General features: G+C 69.6%; 10 protein-coding genes and 1 pseudogene. 4 read left to right on the plus strand and 7 right to left on the minus strand.

The window, feature by feature from the left end; genetic code table 11:
- Window positions 1–210 precede the first annotated feature (210 nt).
- Window positions 211–441, plus strand: a pseudogene (locus ACFYZS_RS05110) (alpha/beta fold hydrolase); the annotation flags it as partial.
- Between the two features lie 94 nt (window positions 442–535).
- Entirely contained in the window at window positions 536–901 is a 366-nt protein-coding gene (locus ACFYZS_RS05115) for an alpha/beta fold hydrolase (RefSeq protein ID WP_389006972.1), read from the plus strand.
- A gap of 136 nt (window positions 902–1,037) precedes the next feature.
- On the opposite strand, the gene ACFYZS_RS05120 is transcribed toward ACFYZS_RS05115, so the two are convergent.
- Both ACFYZS_RS05120 and ligA read right to left on the minus strand, forming a co-directional pair.
- A complete protein-coding gene (locus ACFYZS_RS05120; protein ID WP_389006974.1) occupies window positions 1,038–1,643 on the minus strand; it encodes an SMI1/KNR4 family protein in 606 nt (201 codons plus the stop codon).
- Window positions 1,644–1,799: 156 nt separating this feature from the next.
- Window positions 1,800–3,869, minus strand: coding sequence for an NAD-dependent DNA ligase LigA (ligA, locus tag ACFYZS_RS05125; protein WP_389006976.1), 2,070 nt, complete (start codon window positions 3,867–3,869; stop codon window positions 1,800–1,802).
- A gap of 308 nt (window positions 3,870–4,177) precedes the next feature.
- On the opposite strand from ligA, the gene ACFYZS_RS05130 reads away from it, so the two are divergent.
- Together ACFYZS_RS05130 and ACFYZS_RS05135 are read left to right on the plus strand one after the other, a co-directional pair.
- Complete coding sequence (locus ACFYZS_RS05130; protein ID WP_389006978.1) at window positions 4,178–4,519, plus strand: HopJ type III effector protein; 342 nt, start codon at window positions 4,178–4,180, stop codon at window positions 4,517–4,519.
- A 433-nt stretch (window positions 4,520–4,952) separates the two neighbouring features.
- Window positions 4,953–6,155 (plus strand): ATP-binding protein, encoded by a 1,203-nt coding sequence (locus ACFYZS_RS05135; RefSeq protein ID WP_389006980.1) that lies wholly within the window; start codon window positions 4,953–4,955, stop codon window positions 6,153–6,155.
- Between the two features lie 17 nt (window positions 6,156–6,172).
- Here ACFYZS_RS05135 and ACFYZS_RS05140 read toward each other — a convergent pair whose 3' ends face one another.
- From ACFYZS_RS05140 to ACFYZS_RS05160, 5 genes are all read right to left on the minus strand, one after another.
- The gene (locus tag ACFYZS_RS05140) at window positions 6,173–7,168 is read right to left on the minus strand and encodes a hypothetical protein (RefSeq protein WP_389006982.1); all 996 of its coding nucleotides are present in this window, start codon (window positions 7,166–7,168) and stop codon (window positions 6,173–6,175) included.
- 194 nt (window positions 7,169–7,362) lie between these two features.
- The gene (locus tag ACFYZS_RS05145; RefSeq protein WP_389006983.1) at window positions 7,363–8,763 is read right to left on the minus strand and encodes a hypothetical protein; all 1,401 of its coding nucleotides are present in this window, start codon (window positions 8,761–8,763) and stop codon (window positions 7,363–7,365) included.
- Between the two features lie 129 nt (window positions 8,764–8,892).
- Complete coding sequence (locus ACFYZS_RS05150; RefSeq protein ID WP_389006985.1) at window positions 8,893–9,033, minus strand: hypothetical protein; 141 nt, start codon at window positions 9,031–9,033, stop codon at window positions 8,893–8,895.
- A gap of 175 nt (window positions 9,034–9,208) precedes the next feature.
- A complete protein-coding gene (locus ACFYZS_RS05155; RefSeq protein ID WP_389006987.1) occupies window positions 9,209–9,610 on the minus strand; it encodes a hypothetical protein in 402 nt (133 codons plus the stop codon).
- 8 nt (window positions 9,611–9,618) lie between these two features.
- Window positions 9,619–16,818 carry a polymorphic toxin-type HINT domain-containing protein gene (locus ACFYZS_RS05160; RefSeq protein WP_389006989.1) on the minus strand — a complete coding sequence of 2,400 codons (7,200 nt, stop codon included), beginning with the start codon at window positions 16,816–16,818 and terminating at the stop codon, window positions 9,619–9,621.
- Window positions 16,819–17,073 lie beyond the last annotated feature (255 nt).

A 17,073-nucleotide genomic window follows, 5' to 3' on the forward strand; every position in this document is an offset into this window, starting at 1 on the left:
CCACCGCCGGGCGAGACCTGTTCGCGCAACCGCCCATCGAGAAGGAGTCACCACGCCATGGGTCCCGACCCCACCCGCCGCCACGTGCTCGCCACCACCGCCGCCGTCGCAGGAACGGCCGCGCTGCTGGGCCCGTTCGGCTCCACCGCCTACGCGGCGGACAGCACGACATCCGGAGCCGCGGACAGAACCAAGCCGACGGTGGTGCTGGTGCACGGCGGCTTCGCCGACGGCTCCGGCTGGAACGAGGTCATCCAGCGCCTCCAGCGCGCCGGATACCCGACCATCGCCCCGGCCAACCCGCTGCGCGGCCTGACCACCGACGTCCCCTACACCGCGAGTGTCCTCCGCTCGATCGAAGGTCCCATCGTCCTGGTCGGCCACTCCTACGGCGGCGCGGTCATCACCAACGCCGCTGCCGGGATCCCCAACGTCAAGGCCCTGGTGTACATCGCCGCGTTCGTCCCGGACCAAGGCGCTCGGCGTACTGATCAGCAAGTACCCCGGCAGCATCATCCAGGCGGCCACCCGGGCGGTGCCCTTCGCCAACCCGGACGGCACCACCGGCACCGACCTGTACCTCCAGGCCGACAAGTTCCGCGCGGCTTTCGCCGCCGACGTGCCCGTCGCCACCACCCGCCTCATGCAGGCCACCCAGCGGCCCTTCAGCGCCTCCGCCTTCACCGACGTCACCACCGCCGCAGCCTGGCGCACGATCCCCTCCTGGGGCCTGGTGGCCGGCGAGGACAAGGTGATCCCACCCGCTTTGGAACGCTTCTTCTACCAGCGTGCAGGGGCCCGCGAGGTCATCGAAGTCCCGGGCGCCTCCCACGTCCCCATGATCAGCCACCCCGGCATCGCCACCCGCCTCATCCAGCACGCCGCCGAAGCCACCGGCTGACCCGACCTGCCCCTGCCTATCCCTGCTCCGGTCCGCGAGAGGGCGGACCGGAGCACGGTAACCACGCTCCCACAGCCATGTCGGCGGGCTTTTGATGACGAGCCTGGATCGCAGGCCATTCAGCACCCGCTGCGGGTCAGGGCTCGCCGTTCAGGTCGGCGTCGTCCTTGAAGGACCACCACAGTTCACCGTCACGGGTCAGGTAGGGCTTGCAGCCGTCGACCATGCCGCCGTGGTCCAGTACATCGGCCACTTCCGCCAGGTAGGCGGCGAGCGACGGCCAGCCGTCGCCGAAGTGGCCGCTGCCGTCGTGGCACGCGGTGCCCAGCCGCCCCTGCTCGGGACCATCACGCATATCGATCACCTGCGCGTCCCCGTCACCGTGGGCCCAGGGGATCCACCGGACGTGCCACCAGGGCTCCTCCGATGGCGCCGAGGCCTCGCGGAGGTCTTTGTCGTCACCCGCGACCTCCTCGCACATACGCCAGTGGTCCACGATCGACGCAACCGGCTGGGGCGGTGCACATGGAAGGAGGTTGGCCCACTCCACCAGGCCGTCGTGGCGGAGCAGAGAGTCGATCAGGTCAGCCGGAAAACGCAGACCCATCTCCTCCTGCGCCGCCTCGATCCGGTCGGGATCCGCAGACGGTGCGAGGAGCTCGTACGAGGCCGGGGCGTACGCGCGCAGCCAGGCATCGATGCGGTCCCACGACGAACGGACCGACGGCACAAGGGAACTCATGGCCCTGAGCATGCCCCACACCACCGACAACGCCCCTGCCAGGGCACCGGCCCCGGCAACGGGCACCGAACAGGGTCTCCATGGGCGGTGTCGCTGGGGCTCCCGGGCGGCCCCGGACCGGACCGGGTCGGGCGGAGGGCTGGTGGGCGGCGAGGGCTACGGGGTGGGGAGGAGGGCGGCGACGAGGGTGGCGAATTCCTCGGGGTCGAGGATGCGGATGCCCAGTTCTTCGGCCTTGGTGCGCTTGGAGCCGGCCTTCTCGCCCGCCACCAGGAGGGTGGTGCGCTTGGACACCGACGACGACGCCTTTCCGCCGGCCCGCTCGATCAGTTCGTTCATCTCGTTCCGGGACAGCGCCGCGAGGGGGCCGGTCATGGAGCCCGTTACGACGACGGCCTGACCGGCCAGCGGGCCGCCCGCCGCGTCCTCGGCGTCGTCCGCCCCGGTCGCGTCGGTCGCGTCGGTCGCGGGCTTCTGCGGCTCGGTGACCTGCGTGCCGACCTGCTGGGCCTGGAGCTTGTCGAGGAGCGGGGCCAGTTCGAGGAGTTCGGCCGCGATGACGCGGGCCTTCTCGGCGCCGATGCCGTCGACCTCGGCCAGCTTGTCCGCGTCGGCGGCCCGGATCGCGGCCATCGAGCCGAAGTGCGCGGCGATCCGGCGGGACATCGTGCGCCCGGTGCCGCGGACGCCGAGGGCGCAGAACACGCGGCTCAATGCGGCCCCGCGGGCGGTCTCGATCGCGGCCAGGAGGTTGGCGGCGCTGGTCTCACCCATCCGCTCCAGACCGAGGAGCTGCTCGCCGGTCAGTGTGAACAGGTCGGCGACGTCCTTGACCAGACCGGCCTCCACCAGCTGGATCGCGCGCGTGCCGCCGAGACCTTCGATGTCGAGCTGGTCCCGGCCGGCCGCGTAGATCACCGAGGCCACGGCCTGACAGCTCCGGCCGCGCACGCACCGCCACCGCTGCTCGGAGGTGTCGATCGCGTCGCCACAGCGGGGGCACGCCTCGGGGAATGCGATCGGGCTCTCGGCGCCGGTGCGCTGGTCGACCAGGGGTGCCTCGACCCGGGGGATCACGTCGCCGGCCCGGTACACGAACACCTGGTCGCCGATCATGAGCCCGCGACGGGTGATGTCGGACGGATTGTGAAGCGTGGCGTAGGTGACCGTCACTCCGTCGATGACCACGGGCTCCAGGACGGCGCGCGGGGCGATGATTCCGGTCCGGCCCACGTTCCACTCCACCGCCAGCAGGCGCGTCACCTTGTGTTCGGCCGCCAGTTTCCGGGCCACCGCCCACCGCGGGGCGCGCGAGCCGTTGCCGGCCTGCCGCTGGTCCTCGGCCGTGTCGGCCTTGACGACGACACCGTCGATCCCGAACGGCAGGTCTGCGCGCAGGCCGGCGATCACGTCGATGCGTTCCTGCACCTGCTCCACGGTCTCGCAGCGCATCGGGGCGGCGGCCGTGCTGGCCGCCGTGTTCGCGCCGAGCGCGGCCAGGTACTCCAGCAGGGCGACGTGGCCCAGGTCGTCGTCCAGGCCGATCGCGCTGTAGGCGAAGAAGGTCAACTCGATCCGGTAGGGGCGGTCCTTGGCCCGCAGGGTGCCGGCCGCTCCGCTGCGCGGGTGCGCGAAGGGCGTTGCCTCGTGGGCGAGCCGGATCCGGTTGGCCTCCTCGAACTGCGCGGTCGTCAGCAGCACCTCGCCGCGCAACTCGACGTCGATCGGCTGGGTGAGTACGGGGGGCAGACCCAGGATGGCGTCGGCGGCGTGGGTGATGTCCTCGCCGGCCAAACCGTCACCGCGGGTGAGGATCCGAGCGAGCCGACCACCCCGGTACCGGGCGGCCACGGCGAGGCCGTCGAGCTTCGGCTCCACGCACCACCCGGCCACGGGGTGCCCGAGGCGCCGTTCCAGCCCTGCGGCCCACTCGGCGAGCTCGTCGGCGTCGAAGACGTTGTCGAGGGAGAGCATCGGCACCGAGTGCGGCACATCAGCCTGCACCGCCCCGCCCGCCACCTTGCCGGTCGGCGACTCGGCCAGCACCTCGTCCGGGTGGGCCTCCTCGTAGGCCGCGATGGCGCGCAGCAGCCCGTCGTACTCGTCGTCGCCGAGCGGGGTGGTTCCGTCGCCGTAGTACGCGGCCGACGCCGCCACGGCGGTGGTCACGGCCTCCACGTAGGCGGCAGGAGAGAGCAGGGCACTGTTTTCGGTCATGGAGGTCATCCTCCTACCCGGCACTGACAACGCCGCCTCCCGACCCGGCCGAGCCCGCCTCGCCGCGGCGCGCAACCGAGCCCCCTGCGGGAGGGGGCGGGGCGGGAACGGCAACGGCTGCTGATCGGCACCGCCCTTCCGGCCGATCGCCCGGACCGGGGCCGGCTGCCGGCGTGTCGCCCGGTCGCACACCGTGACCTGGGAAGATGCCGCCGTTCCACCATGTGGCACGATCCCTGCCGGCCGGTCATGAGGGAGGTAGTGTCGTCCGGTCACGGACGGCGATCGGACCGTCTGTTCAACCCAGGGGAACCACCATGACTGATCTGAACTCGCTGCGGGCAAGCCTTGCATCAGGTGAGCACGAGTTCGCCGACACCTTGGCCTTCGTCGCCGCGCACTACGAGTACGAGCCACAGGCGTTCCGCAACGGGGACCTGGAAAATGCCGCGGGTGAGAACGAGGGTTCCTGCAAGACGCTGGGGCTGGCCCTGCTGGAAGGGCTGAGCGACCAAGAGGCGCTGCTGGCGTTCGGTGAGCACTATCGCAGTGTGCTGGCGACGCCGGACGACACTGATCACGGCAACATTCGCAACCTTATGGCCCATGGCCTGGCAGGAGTGAGTTTCGCCGGGCAGCCGCTGGCCCGCAAGGGCTGAGCAGCGAGGTCCGGACCGGCGCAAGGGGCGCGGAGCGGAACACCGCCTTTGCGACCACTCCCCCAGCCCTCCTTTCAGGAGTGGGGCGAGGCGGTGGCTCCGCCCGAGCGCGCCGGGGCTTGGGGAATCGCACGACCACGGCCCCTGCGGAATCGCGCAGGAAAGGCACCTCAGGCCCAGCCGAGAATGCCCCGCGCGCGCCTCCGGCGGGTCCTTCGCGCAGCTCCGCTCCCCGCGGCGGCCCCCGGGAACGGTGGCCCCGGCACAGCCGTGGACGCGACCATCTGGGACCTCGCCACATAGGGCCTGACCTGCACTTTTACCCTCCGGTACCTAGGATGGGCATGCACCGGCGACGGCGCGGAAGCCGCTTCGGCTGCTTCGGCGACATCCGCACGCACACATGCTCAGGACGGCCCAGGGAGGGTGCTTCATGACCGAGTCCGGCGATTCCAGACACTCCTCGAACGTGCACCAGTACGACGCCAGCCACATCCAAGTACTCGAAGGTCTGGAGGCAGTGCGCAAGCGCCCGGGCATGTACGTCGGCTCGACCGGCGAACGCGGCCTGCACTACTTGGTGTACGAGGTCGTCGCCTACGCCGTCGACGAGCACCTGGCCGGCCACGCCGACGCCGTCGAGGTCACGATCACGGCGGAAGGCGGCATCCGTGTCGCGGACAACGGACGGGGCCTGTCCGTCGAGGTGGAAGAGCTCACCGGCAAGTCGGCTCTCGAACGCGAACTGACCGAGTTGTCCTTCGACTCGAGACCCCGCAGCGGTTACAGGGTCTGCGGCGGCCTCAGCGACGTGGGACTGTGCGTGGTCAACGCGCTGTCGAGCGGTCTCACGGTCGAGGTCCGCCGAGACGGCCACCGTTGGACCCAGCGGTACGAGAAGGGCTCCCCTGTCACTGCCTTGACGAGGCACGAGGAGACGGGCGCATACGGCACCACGATTGAATTCCTGCCCGACGCCGACATCTTCGAGACCACCCGCTACTCGTTCGCCGCGCTGTCGGAGCGCCTCCAGGAACTGGCCTTCCTCAACGGGGGTCTGGCCATCTCGCTCACCGACGAGCGTCCGGAGCGGCCGGTCCGCCACCACCACACGGATGACCTTCGGGACTATGTCGCCCGCCTCACCCCCTACCCCTCGAGTCTCGTCCACTCCCCCGCCATCGCCTTCGAGTCGGAGAACCAGAGCGAGACGATCTTGGTTCAGGTCGCGATGCAGTGGAACACCCGGTCCCCGGGAGAGTTCCGCTCCTTCGTGAACAGCACCCGCACCCGCGATGGCGGCGCACACGAAGAGGGGTTCCGTACCGCGCTCACGGACGTCGTCAACGACTACGCACGCCGGAGGGGGCAGCTGTCCCCGGACGACGCGGACCTCTCGGCCGAGGCCGTCCACGAAGGCCTGACCGCCGTCATCTCGGTGAGACTCGCCCATCCCGTCTTCGAAGGCGCCACCAGGACCAGGCTCGGCAATCCGGAAGCGAACGCCTACGTTCACGAGGTCGTCGGCAAACACCTCACTGACTGGCTGGACCACCATCCGAACGAGGCCGCGTCCATCATCCGCCACGTCCTCAATGCCTCTACCAGGCGCGAGACGTCCATGACGAAGGAATGAGCCCGCGGGGGGGCTCTTCACTCCTCGGCGTCGGTCACCTGCCAGGTGGCCGACGCCGGGTTCCAGCGCAGGGTCGCTCCGCGTATCTGCTCTGTGGTGACGTCGAGTTCGATGACAGCGAGGCGGGCTTCCTCGGTGAATTCCTCCGGCAGGACCAGCACCGTGGGGGTGGCGGTTTCCGGATCTTCGATTTCCAGGTTTCTGGAGCTTCCATTACGCCTGCGTGTCACCCTGATGCGCCCGAGCGCTTCGCTGGCTGACTCTCCGAACCGCTCCCCGAGTTTGGTTGCAAACGTTTCAAGGAACGGGCCCAGCATTTTGACGGCCAGGAACCCGGCGGCAACTTCAATGAGGAGTGACGCGGGTGCCGCATGCGCATCGTCCCGCCACGAAGGGCCCCCTTCGTCCACCTCCTCCACTGCCGTCGAGTCCTGCGCAGGGGAAGGGGACGCCGGGCCCGCCTGCTGCCGGCTCTCGTCTTCATGCCAGTCCTGGTCCCGGATCCGACTCGTCACGTAGGCCGACAACGACGATGGGTCCACAGACCCGAGAACAGCCCTGATTCGTTTGGGGCAGGTTGCCCGATCCCGGTAGGCCGCATCGCTGGAATTCCGCCGCTCACCGATCTCCCAAAAGATCGCCCCGGCTTGGCGGAAGGCCCAACTGGCAGCAGAGAGCGCCCATTCGCGCTGCCTGATGATGGCGGCGTTCCGTTGATCTTTGCCATGCCAGTTGCCCCAGGCGGTTTCCGGGTCGCCCCCGGTCTCTGCCAGCTCGGTGCCGCGTTTCATCAGAACCTCGGCCTGGAGCAGCCGGACATCTCTGCCGGGAGCCGCGCCGGCGGCTTGGTCATGGAAATAGCGGGCTTCCTCGGAGCGGTCAGCCTCGTGCAAGGCCTGGCCGAGCACCGTCAGCGCCAATGCTTCACCGGAGGCGTCGCCTCTCTCCCGGGCCTTGGTGACGGCTTCCCACGCGGCACGGACATCGAACGCGACATCCGTGTGACTCGGCATGGAGCGGTGAGCTCCGGCGCCTCGCCGAGTCGGCTCCGACTCCAGGAAACCATCCCCATCTGCTGCCACCAGTAGCCTCCTTCGGCCGTCGACGCGGTCTCCAGCGAAGCAGATGGCCTCCATTCGTACAGCCGTTTCCGCAGTCGAGTCCGAAGGGCCCGGACACCTCGGGCCCGGGCCGGTGGGCTACGACCCTACGGCCGGGCCAGGATGTCGGTCACGCGGTGTGCGTAGATCACCCGACCGCAGGGGGAGCCGAGGTCCGTGCAGGTCGGGTCCGTGGGGTCCATGCGGTGTTCGGTCAGCGACCACAGGTATTGCGTACCGCCGCCCTGCACGCCCTGCCCGTGTTCGAAGGACAGGTCCTCGGGGCCGACCGCGTTGGTGATGTTGGCGCCGTAGTCCACCAGACGGCCGCCGGAGACGGTCGCCCGGCGCAGGCTGCCGCTGTGCGTGGTCCAGCTGCGGTTGAAGTAGTACATGCCGTCGTAGCGTGCCGCGCCCTGGGTGAGATCGCGGGGCAGGTAGTACGCGCCCGTCGCGGCGACCACGCCGTTGGTCGCCTTCAGGAGGCCGGTGGCGTCGTCGATCGGCAGTGCGCCGACCCGGCCCTTCTCGGGGTGCGTGTCGTCGGAGTCGCAGTACTCGCCCATGATCAGGGCCGGAGCGGCGAGGTTGCTGCGGTCGACGGAGATGTAGGACGCCTTCGGCGCTCCGGTGGCCACGCAGGTCGCCGCAGAGGAATTGCCCTGGGCGCTGGCGAACTTGTACGAGGCCACCTGCGGCATCACGTACCGGTACGTGTGGCTGTAGTAGACGTTGTTCTGCCGGCCGATCTGTGTCTCGTCGCGGACGTTGCTCTTCAGGCCGTCCAGCGTGGTGTCGTCCACCGATGCGTTCTGGTCCGGGTTCAGGTCCAGGATGGAACGCATGTCGAAGACCCGCAGGCCGCCCAGGGTGTCCGCGACGTAGAGCTGGTTCTTGTACCAGGCGATGCCGCCCGCGTGGATGTCGACCGCCTTGTAGGAGACGTGGTCGTAGCTGTTGTAGTACGGCTCCACCAGCAGGACGTGGCGGTACCGCCGGCCGTCGGGGTCGCCCGGTATCGCCGTCTGCGGGTCGAGGAAGGACAGCCGCACGCCCTTGCCGCCGGCCTTGTCGTACCAGGCGGTGACCAGCGGCTTGCGCGAGCCCCACAGCTCGTCGCTCTGGGCGTCCGAGACGCCGGTCATGCCCTGAGGGATCCATTCCTCGGTGGCGGAGTCGCCGGGATCCCAGCAGAGCTTCCTGGCAGGAGGGAGCACCTTGCCGTCGTCGCCCGAGCCGAACGGGTCCGTGGTGCAGGACGCGCCCGTCTTCGCGACCCGGTTGCCCTGGTCGAGCAGGTACTGGACGCCCTGCGTGGGCAAGGCCGCTTTCAGATCGGCCACCTGGCCGCTCAGGTCGGGTCCGGACTTGAGGTTGAAGGAGGACGCGGTCGCCGGGTCTCCGGGCGCCGCCTGAGCGGGGGAACCGATCGCCGGGACCAAAAGGGCCGCCGCGACGGCAGTGGTGACCCAACCGGCATACCTGCCGCGGGATTTACGGGGTGGCATCGCTGATTCCTCGACCTTCACCGGGGGCAAAGCGAAGATCATACGCAAGGCGTCGCCGGGCTGCTCTCCCACCGGCAGACCGCCACCCCCGAGCCCGTACGGCCGAACCGACCACCAGGGGCTCGGCCTTCAGAGGAAGTATCCGCTCACGTGGATGGCGAACCAGACCAGAGCGAGACACGACGTCACCAGCACGCCCACGGCGACCAGTCCCACCCTGCGCCGCGCCGGATCCACGCAGAGCACGACAAGGGCCGGGGACACCGCCATGGCCCCCACAACCCGATCCCCGCAAGCGGGTGGAAGGAGAGACACAGCGACACGCTGTCCGCGCAACTGCGCTCGTCCTCCGCGAAGCACGGCAGAAGACCCACCGCCGCGGTCAGGAAACGGAAAGGCCCTGCCGCGGCGGTGAAGCCGCGGCAGGGCCGTGTGGCCGCGTCGGTCAGGACGAGGAGGAGGCCCCCTCGTCGAGAGCGACGACCAGCGGATCCGATTCCTCCGCCAGATAGTCGTGCCCCGGGTACTCCAGGTGGAGGTGCCCGGTCGGGTCACCGTCCTGCGCGAAGCCCTCGATGTTCGCGGCCAGGTGGGCCAGGGCCTCCGGCCCGCCCCGCACCTCCAGGGTCTCCCCGTCCTCGAGGACGGAGATCACCGCTTCGGCCTCGTCGGCCTGCCGGAAGACGGCGCGCGTCAGCGACCGGCTGTAGGGAGCCGGGTCGGCGACGTGGGAGAGACCCGTCTCGCCGAGGCCCCCGCGCACCTGTCGCCCGAAGGCGTACAGCTCGGCGCGGGACCCCGAGAGCGCGAGCTCTCCGGTCGCGTCACTCACCAGGACGTTCAGCATGGTTTCCCCTATGTTCCCTTCGGCCACCAGTCACCCGGCCGGATCGTAGCGGGATCGATCGGTGTGTGCGGATCCGCCATCGGCCCCTTGTCGATCGTCTTCTTGCCGATCTGGACTTCCAGGTTGAGATGCGGCTTGAGCTGCTGGACGTGCGTGCTGTCCGGGTTCACGTCGAACCGGGCGATCTTCTTGAGTACCCGGCCGCTCTCGTCCGTGTGCTCCGCCATGAACTGGACACCACCGCTGCCGGAGCGCACGATGCGCACCGGACCGCCGCCGCTGACGTGCGCGATGGCCCGGTCGATGGCCTCTTCCATCGAGATGCCGCAGTTGTGGACGAAGACCGGGGTCTGCCCCGCCACCACGTAGTACGTGTGGTGGCTGGCCACGGTGAGGTTGTGGACCCGCTTCTGCTGGGTCCAGGACTTCACCTGGGTGACCTGGACCCAGCTGCCCGAGGAGGTCTGGAGCCAGGAGCCGGCCTTCAGCTCGGCGGCCGTCAGCCAGTCCTTCAGGGTCGGGACCCAGAACGGGTGGCCGTCGGTCGCCGTGATGGTCTCCGAAGCGTCGCCCCGGTCGCCATCGGTGTCGATGGTGACTTCCACCAGGTTCTTCCGGCCCTCGCCGACGATCTTGGCGACGACCGGCTCCGCCGTGGTGCCACCGGTCTTGGCGTCCGTGGAGAGGACCTCGTCGCCGATCTGGACATCCTCGATCGCCTTGGTCGAGCCGTCGGCGAGCAGCACCTGGGTGCCGGGCACGAAGCTGTTGCAGGTCTCGCCCTGCTCCGTCTTCTTGGCGGCGCCGCCGTGACCGCCGCCGTCGCCCTTCCCCTTCTCCTTGTTGTCGGCCTTCTTGGGCTCCTCGGCCTTCTTCGCCTTGCCGCCCTTGTCGGCCTTCTTGGCCTTGGCCGCGGCCTCCTTGGCCTGCCGCGCCGCGGTCGCGGCGGCCTCGTCCGCCTTCTTGGCCGCTGCGGCCGCGGCCTCTTGCGCGGCTCTTCTCGCCGCGGCCGCTTCCTCCTCGAGTTTCCGGGCCCGTTCGGCCGCTTCCTCGATCTGTCTCTTCCACTCGGCCAGGTCCTCGGCGTACTTCGCCATGGCCTGCTCGTAGCGCTGGGCCCGGGAGATGATGTCCCGTGCGAGCTTCAGCTTGCCCATCCAGCTGTTGAACGCGTCCCAGGCCCGGTCCAGCGCCTTGAGGATCCGTTTGGCCTTGCCCGCGAAGGGCAGCGCCGCCTCGAAGGCGAGGCCCGCGCAGGCACCCCAGTCGCCGCCCAGGCAGGCCCGGATGTCGTTGTATCCGGACACGTCCTTCAGGATGCTCACCGCGACGTCGAGGGCGACGTCGAGGGCGCTGCGGCCGTTGGCCCAGTTCGCCCAGGCCAGTTCGGCGTCCGAGAAGTCCTTGATGGGCATGACCGGCGGGGCGATGGACTTGCCGGTCGGGTCGGTGAAGGTCACCGGCGAGTTGTTCGCGTAGGCGTAGGGCGCCATCTGCTTGGGCTCGTTGAAGTCGACCACGGGGTCGACCGACAGGAATCGCCCGGTCGCCGGGTCGTATTCGCGCGCACCCAGGTGGACCAGGCCCGTGGACTCGTCCAGTTCCCCGCCGATGAAGCCCTTCTTGCCGGGCCAGACCGAGGGGACCTCGCCGCGTGCCTCGCCGAAGGGGGTGAACTTGCGGCGGGTGACCGCCTGCGTGGCGGCGTCCACGGCCGTGGTCGCCGTGCCGTTGTTGTCGCCGAGCAGGTACGAGGTCGACGTCACCCCGTCCTTGACGGTCTTGACCATCGTCGGGCCGGCGGGGTGGGCGTAGTACCGGTTGCTCTCGAACTTGCCGGCCTTGGTCAGCTTCACCTCGGTGCCGGGCAGGTAGAGCGTGGTGCCCGACGGATCCCGCTTGATGAGCCTGCTGCCCGCGGTGTCGTAGACGAACTCGGTCGTCTGCGAGCCCTCGGTGACCTTCGCGAGGTGCCCCTCGATGTCCCATTCCAGGTTCTGGGTGTTGCCCTGGACGGTCCGCGAGCGGGTGTTGCCGATCTCGTCGTAGGTGTAGGACTCGGTCCGCGAGCCGCCGGGGCCGGCGGTGTCGACCTTCGCGAGGCGGTTGGCGCCGTATGTGCCGGGCGTGCCGTGACCGTAGGTGCGGATGACGTCCTTGGTCAGGTCACCGGTGGGAGAGTGCTTGGTCTCCTTGGTCCGGTTGCCGGCCGCGTCGAAGCTGTACGACGACCAGTACGGGTTGGGTCCGCCCACCTTGGGGGTGGAGCCCGGGCCCGCCGCGCCCGGCTGGGCGGCGCAGTCGTCGGTCGCCGTCCAGGCGTCTGACATGCGGCGCATGTAGTCGTAGGCGAAGCACTGCGTGTCGGTGGTCGCGGAGGCCTCCGGGCCCTCCTTGTCGGAGATCTTCAGGATGTTGCCGACCGTGTCGTACTCGTACGACGTGTCGTTGATCCGGCCCGGCGCCTTCTCCCGGTCGTTGACCGAGCGGGTCAGCCGCCGGGTCTGCTCGTCGAAGAAGTTGCTGGTGTACAGCTGCGAGCCGGCCGGGCCCGCCTGCGTGCGCAGGACGTCGCCCATGGGCGAGTAGTCGATCTTGGAGACGAAGGACTTGCCCGCGACGCCCATGGTGGTGGGCAGTTCGTAGCGGTTGTACGTCATCGTGACGCGCTCGGCGGGCAGTCCGCCGGCCGCGGGCAGCTGCGACCACGCCGTCAGACCGGTGTTGGGCCGGTAGCCGACCGAGGATTCGTACGTGCCCGCAAGGCCGCCCTCGGACTGCGGGATCGTCACCGACGTACCGGTGGGCCGGTACTCGGTGTCGTAGCCGGTGACGGAGGTGGTGTACGCGTTGCCGTTGACGTACCGGGTCGATGACACGGCGAGTCCGAGGGCACCGGGGAGGGTGTCGTAGACCATCTCCGTGAGCTTGGGACCGCTGAGCGAACCCTCGTGCGTCGCCGTGGTGCGGCCCAGGGCGTCGTAGGCGAAGGCGATCGTCTTGCCCCGGGCGTCGGTGATCGACTCCAAGCGGTCGCCCTTGCCGTACGCCTTGGTCGCGACGCCCTTCTCGGGGTCGGAGACGCGGGTCTCGCGGCCGCGGATGTCGTACTCGAAGGACCAGGTGTCCCCGGCCTCGTTGACGACGCTCTGGAGCTGGCCCCGGCGGTCGTAGGCGTACCGGGTCGTGTCGTACGGGCCGGTCGGCGAGTCCGAACGGAAGAAGCGCAGCTCGGTCTTGCGGCCCTGGCCGTCGAGGAAGGCCTGGGTCGGGGTCTCGCCCTTCGGCGGGTCGACCGTGATCGAGTCGCCGCCGTAGCGGCTGGTCGTGCGGGAGGTCTCCTCGCCGAACTTCCGGGAGATCTGTGCGACCGAACGGCCCGACCCGTCGTACTGGGTCAGGGTCGAGGCCGGCACCTGGTTGTCCTTGGGCTCCCACTGGACGCCGGACGGAGCGCCGGCGGTGTAGTAGGCGCCGTTGGACTTCCAGACCTGGCCGAGGCTGTTGTAGAAGGTGTCGGAGATGATCCGACCGCCTCCGAGGGCCTCCATCTGGGTCTGGCGGATGCGCAGGCTGCTGTCGAAGATCTCGTGGCTGGTGCGGTACGTACCGTCGTCGAGCAGGCTCTTGGTCGAGATGACCACCGGCCCGTCGGTGCGCACGTCGTAGCCGAACTCCGCGTCCGGGGACTTGGTGTCGGGGTTGCGGTCCGGGGACCAGGCCTTGCTCACGCGGCCGAGGCCGTCGTACTGCATCACGGTGCGGCGGCCGTTGGTGTCCGTCTTGGCCAGGATGGAGCCGCGTCCGCGGTCGGTCTCCATGGTCTGGGTGTGGCCCAGCGGGTTGGTGCTGACCGTCTTGGTGACGATCTGGTCGGCGGCCGGCGTGTAGTCGACCTTCGTGACCTTGCCGAACGCGTCGGTGGTCGTCTTCGGACGGCCGTAGGCGTCGAAGGTGACCGATCCGTCCGTCACGTAGACCGGCTGGCCGCCCGAGTACCCGGACAGGGACTCGGTGCGGGTGACGTTGCCGACGGCGTCGTAGTAGACGCGCGCGTCGGACATGACGTCCTCGGGACGCTTCACGTCGGTGGCGTCACAGGCCTTGCCGAGGGACTCGATGCGCTTCTGGCGGCCGATGATCCACAGGGATTCGTCCGACTCGTACTCGAAGCGGGTGCAGCTGTCGTCCTTCGGGTCGGCGACGTCGCCGAGGTCCGAGACGGTCTTCGGCAGACCGCGGTCGTCGAAGACCGTGTCCTGCGCGGTGCGGCGCCAGCCGCGGTTGTCCGACAGGAGGATGCGGGAGGCCACCTTGGCCGTGCCCCGGACGTAGGCCTCCATCGGCTCGATGCCCTCGCGGGCCCGGGAGGCGGTGGGTCCGTGCATCCACGGCATGTACGTGGTCGCCGCTTCCAGCTTGCCGCCCTCGCCGTCGTACGCGAGCACCTCGCGGGTCTGGCCCGCGAAGAGGCGGTGGTCGGCGACCTCGTTGCCCTCGGAGTCCTTGACCTTGACCGACTTCTTGCCGCCCGAGGGGGCGGCGCGGTCGCCGTCGAGGCCGCGGAAGAACACGCTCTCCGTCATGGCCCGCTTGTCGGGGGCCGCGCCGATCAGGGTGCGCACGCGCTCGTAGCCGCGCCACTGCGACCACGTGCGGGTGTTCGGCCGCATCGCCTCGGTCTCGTCGTCGTACGCCCACGCGGGCGCGCCCAGGTACTGGTACTGGGTGACGCGCGTCGGCGAGTTGCCGTTGCGGTCCTCTTCCGAGACCGAGTCGACGACGTGCTTGTGGAACCAGTCGGTGGTGTAGAGCTTCTTCTCGCGCTTGGGGTCGTTCGGGTCCGGTATCTCGTTGATCACCGGGTAGCAGCGCAAGGTGTTCGACTCGTGGGAGGCGGGCAGGACCTTGGGGTCCGAGGCCCGGCACTCCGGGTCGCGGTAGGTCACGTTGACGGTCGAACCGGTCTCGGTGTCGATCGCCATGACGCGGTAGCGCAGGTACGGCGGCTTGCCGTCGCCCATGCCGTCCACGCGGTTCGGGAGCTGCTTGCCGCGGAAGGTGACGGGCGGGAGGGTGATCTCCTGGCCGTTGCGGCCCGTGTGCTGGATGGCGGAGAGCCACAGCGGGTAGTCGGTGCCGTCACCGGTCTGCGGGAAGTCCTGGGTCAGCTTCCAGGTGTCCACCGGCTGGTGGGCGGTGCCGTTCCAGACCTTGGTGGTGATCTCGGTGAGGCGCTTGCGGGAGAAGAAGGTCGGCGTGAAGCGGGCCTTGCACTCCTCGCCCGCCCCGCAGAGCTGGTCGCCGGGGGTGTCCGGCCACATCTTGGCGATGTTCCAGTCGACTTCGGGCTTGAGCTTGCCCTCGGCGCAGTCGAAGTCCTTCGTCTTCAGGCAGCGCTCGGCGACGGTGAAGTCGACCTGGGCGGGCGCCGGGGCGAAGAGGTTGTCCTTGCGCAGGCCGTAGGAGACGTGGTCGAGCCAGCCGGCGCGGTCGTAGGCGCGGTTGGTGGAACCACCGGCGATCTTGTAGTTCGACCCGTAGTGGTTGACCTCCTTGTTGTACCAGTAGGTCATCGCGTTGCCGCGGGGGTCGACGACGTAGTCCAGGTTCCAGCGGTAGGCCTGGTCGCAGACGGAGCCCGCGAAGTCACCGGCCTTGAAGCAGTCCTCGCCGGGGTGGTTGCCGTAGACGGGGACGAGCAGGGCCGAGTTGGTGACCGGCTTGCCCGAGGTCCAGCCCGGGACCTTGTTCAGGCCGAAGTGGAACTGGATGCCCTGGGCGGTGGTGACGCGCCAGTGCTCGCCCTTCTTGTCGCCGTTGTCGGCGCCGGTCAGGAGCTCGACGCGCGAGCCGTCGTCCTGGGCCGGACGCCAGACGCCCGTCTTGTCGTCCCGTACGAGCTGCGTGGAGCCGCCGTTGAGGGACATCGTGACGGCCGAGACGGCGTGGCAGAGGTCGCCGGTGTCGTCCTTCGGGTTGTTGAAGCCGGAGCCCTCCTTCTTGTCCTGGCTGCACGGCAGGAACGAGCGCTCGATGAAGTTCGAGCCCAGGTCCCAGCCGTCGCCGACCCAGGAGGTCTGCTGCGAGGAGGCGGAGGTGCGGCCGTCGATCTGCGCACTGGAGTAGCCGAGCGCCAGCGACGGGCTGGGGCCGCCGAGGGAGGCGGGGATCTCCAGCGGGTACGACCAGGAGAAGTCACCGGCGGAGCCGCCGGCCTGCCAGGTGCCGGTGGCGCTGAGCGAGGTGGCCTTGAAGGTGCCGTTCGCACCGTCGGCGCTCGGCGCGGCGGCGAGCACCATCGGTGCGGCGCCGGCGGCCGAGGCCAGCATCATCGGCTGGGCGGCCGACGGGGACTGGGACCGCGGCTTGGCGAAGGACCCGACGGCCGGGGCCGAGGCCCCGCGGGCCGGGGCCTCGACGGTCGCCGTGAGCGTGCCCGTCTGCGCGTCGTTCCGCGTGGTGACGGGCGTGCCGTTGCGGCACTCCGGCCGCTCCGGGGTGGTCAGCGCGCAGGCGGGCAGGGCCGTGAAGCGCAGGCGCGAGCCCCAGCTTCCGCCGTAGGCGTTCTTGAAGGCGTTGTAGTCGAGCTCCACCGACACCGGGGCGGCGTCCCCGGTGCGGGCATCGGTCCGCTGCACGGTGAGGAGCAGGCCGTTCGGTACGCCGGCCCGGTCGGCCTGGGCGCGGTCGTGCAGGTCGACCCGGACCTTGACGTCGTCCCGGGCCGGGGCACCGGGCTCGGGGGCGGCGAAGGCCTGCGGGCCCTTGGGTGCGCTACGGGTCTGCGGCTGCGCCGTCGCCGCGGCGGCGATCCGTACCGGCAGCGCCCCGGCCCGCGCCTTGGATGTGGCCGGAGCTTCGGGGCCGCCCGCCGCGGGCGCGGCGAGCATCCCGGCGCGGGGGGCGTTGGGGGTGGAGGCCGCGGGGACCTGGACCTCGGCGGAGCCTGCTGCGGGCCAGGCGACCTTGGGGGCGCCGGTCCACTTGTTCCGCTGGGATTCCGCGGGGCCGGGGGCTGGTTTGCCGGTGACCGGCTTGCCTCCGACCTTGGTCAGTTTCTGCAGCTCCGGCTTGGCCGCGGCGGCGGCTGTCGCGGGCGGTGCACTGAGTCCTGTGACGAGCAGGCTGACGGCAAGGGCTGGTATCGACCAGCCGAGCGAGCGTCTGCGCCGCCTGCCCTTACCGTATGAATTACGATTTGGCAAAGTGGATTCCGTGAAAGGTCACGCGTGGAAGCAATCTACACGCTGTTTCGGCAACGACCCAAAAAGTAACAGCGAGGAGTGCGTCACATTTTTGAGATGCTGTTACCGCAGGTTTCACGGAGCCCTTTGAGTACATCAAGAACGGGCAAAGTCGGACAGGGATACCACGGAATGGGAATTTCCCCTTCCGCTTTATTTTCGGTGCATCCACCGTGAGAAGCTCACCCGGTCCGATTCGAGCCATCCGCGCGCGGG

It is taken from the genome of Streptomyces sp. NPDC001903 (genome assembly GCF_042891345.1).
Classification (GTDB): Bacteria; Actinomycetota; Actinomycetes; order Streptomycetales; family Streptomycetaceae; genus Streptomyces.

Excerpts from the sequence above, each read along its gene's own strand:
- ACFYZS_RS05120 (WP_389006974.1), bottom strand. The coding sequence starts at position 1,643 with ATGAGTTCCCTTGTGCCGTCGGTCCGTTCGTCGTGGGACCGCATCGAT.
- ligA (WP_389006976.1), bottom strand. The coding sequence starts at position 3,869 with ATGACCTCCATGACCGAAAACAGTGCCCTGCTCTCTCCTGCCGCCTAC.
- ACFYZS_RS05130 (WP_389006978.1), top strand. The coding sequence starts at position 4,178 with ATGACTGATCTGAACTCGCTGCGGGCAAGCCTTGCATCAGGTGAGCAC.
- ACFYZS_RS05135 (WP_389006980.1), top strand. The coding sequence starts at position 4,953 with ATGACCGAGTCCGGCGATTCCAGACACTCCTCGAACGTGCACCAGTAC.
- ACFYZS_RS05140 (WP_389006982.1), bottom strand. The coding sequence starts at position 7,168 with ATGCCGAGTCACACGGATGTCGCGTTCGATGTCCGTGCCGCGTGGGAA.
- ACFYZS_RS05145 (WP_389006983.1), bottom strand. The coding sequence starts at position 8,763 with ATGCCACCCCGTAAATCCCGCGGCAGGTATGCCGGTTGGGTCACCACT.
- ACFYZS_RS05150 (WP_389006985.1), bottom strand. The coding sequence starts at position 9,033 with ATGGCGGTGTCCCCGGCCCTTGTCGTGCTCTGCGTGGATCCGGCGCGG.
- ACFYZS_RS05155 (WP_389006987.1), bottom strand. The coding sequence starts at position 9,610 with ATGCTGAACGTCCTGGTGAGTGACGCGACCGGAGAGCTCGCGCTCTCG.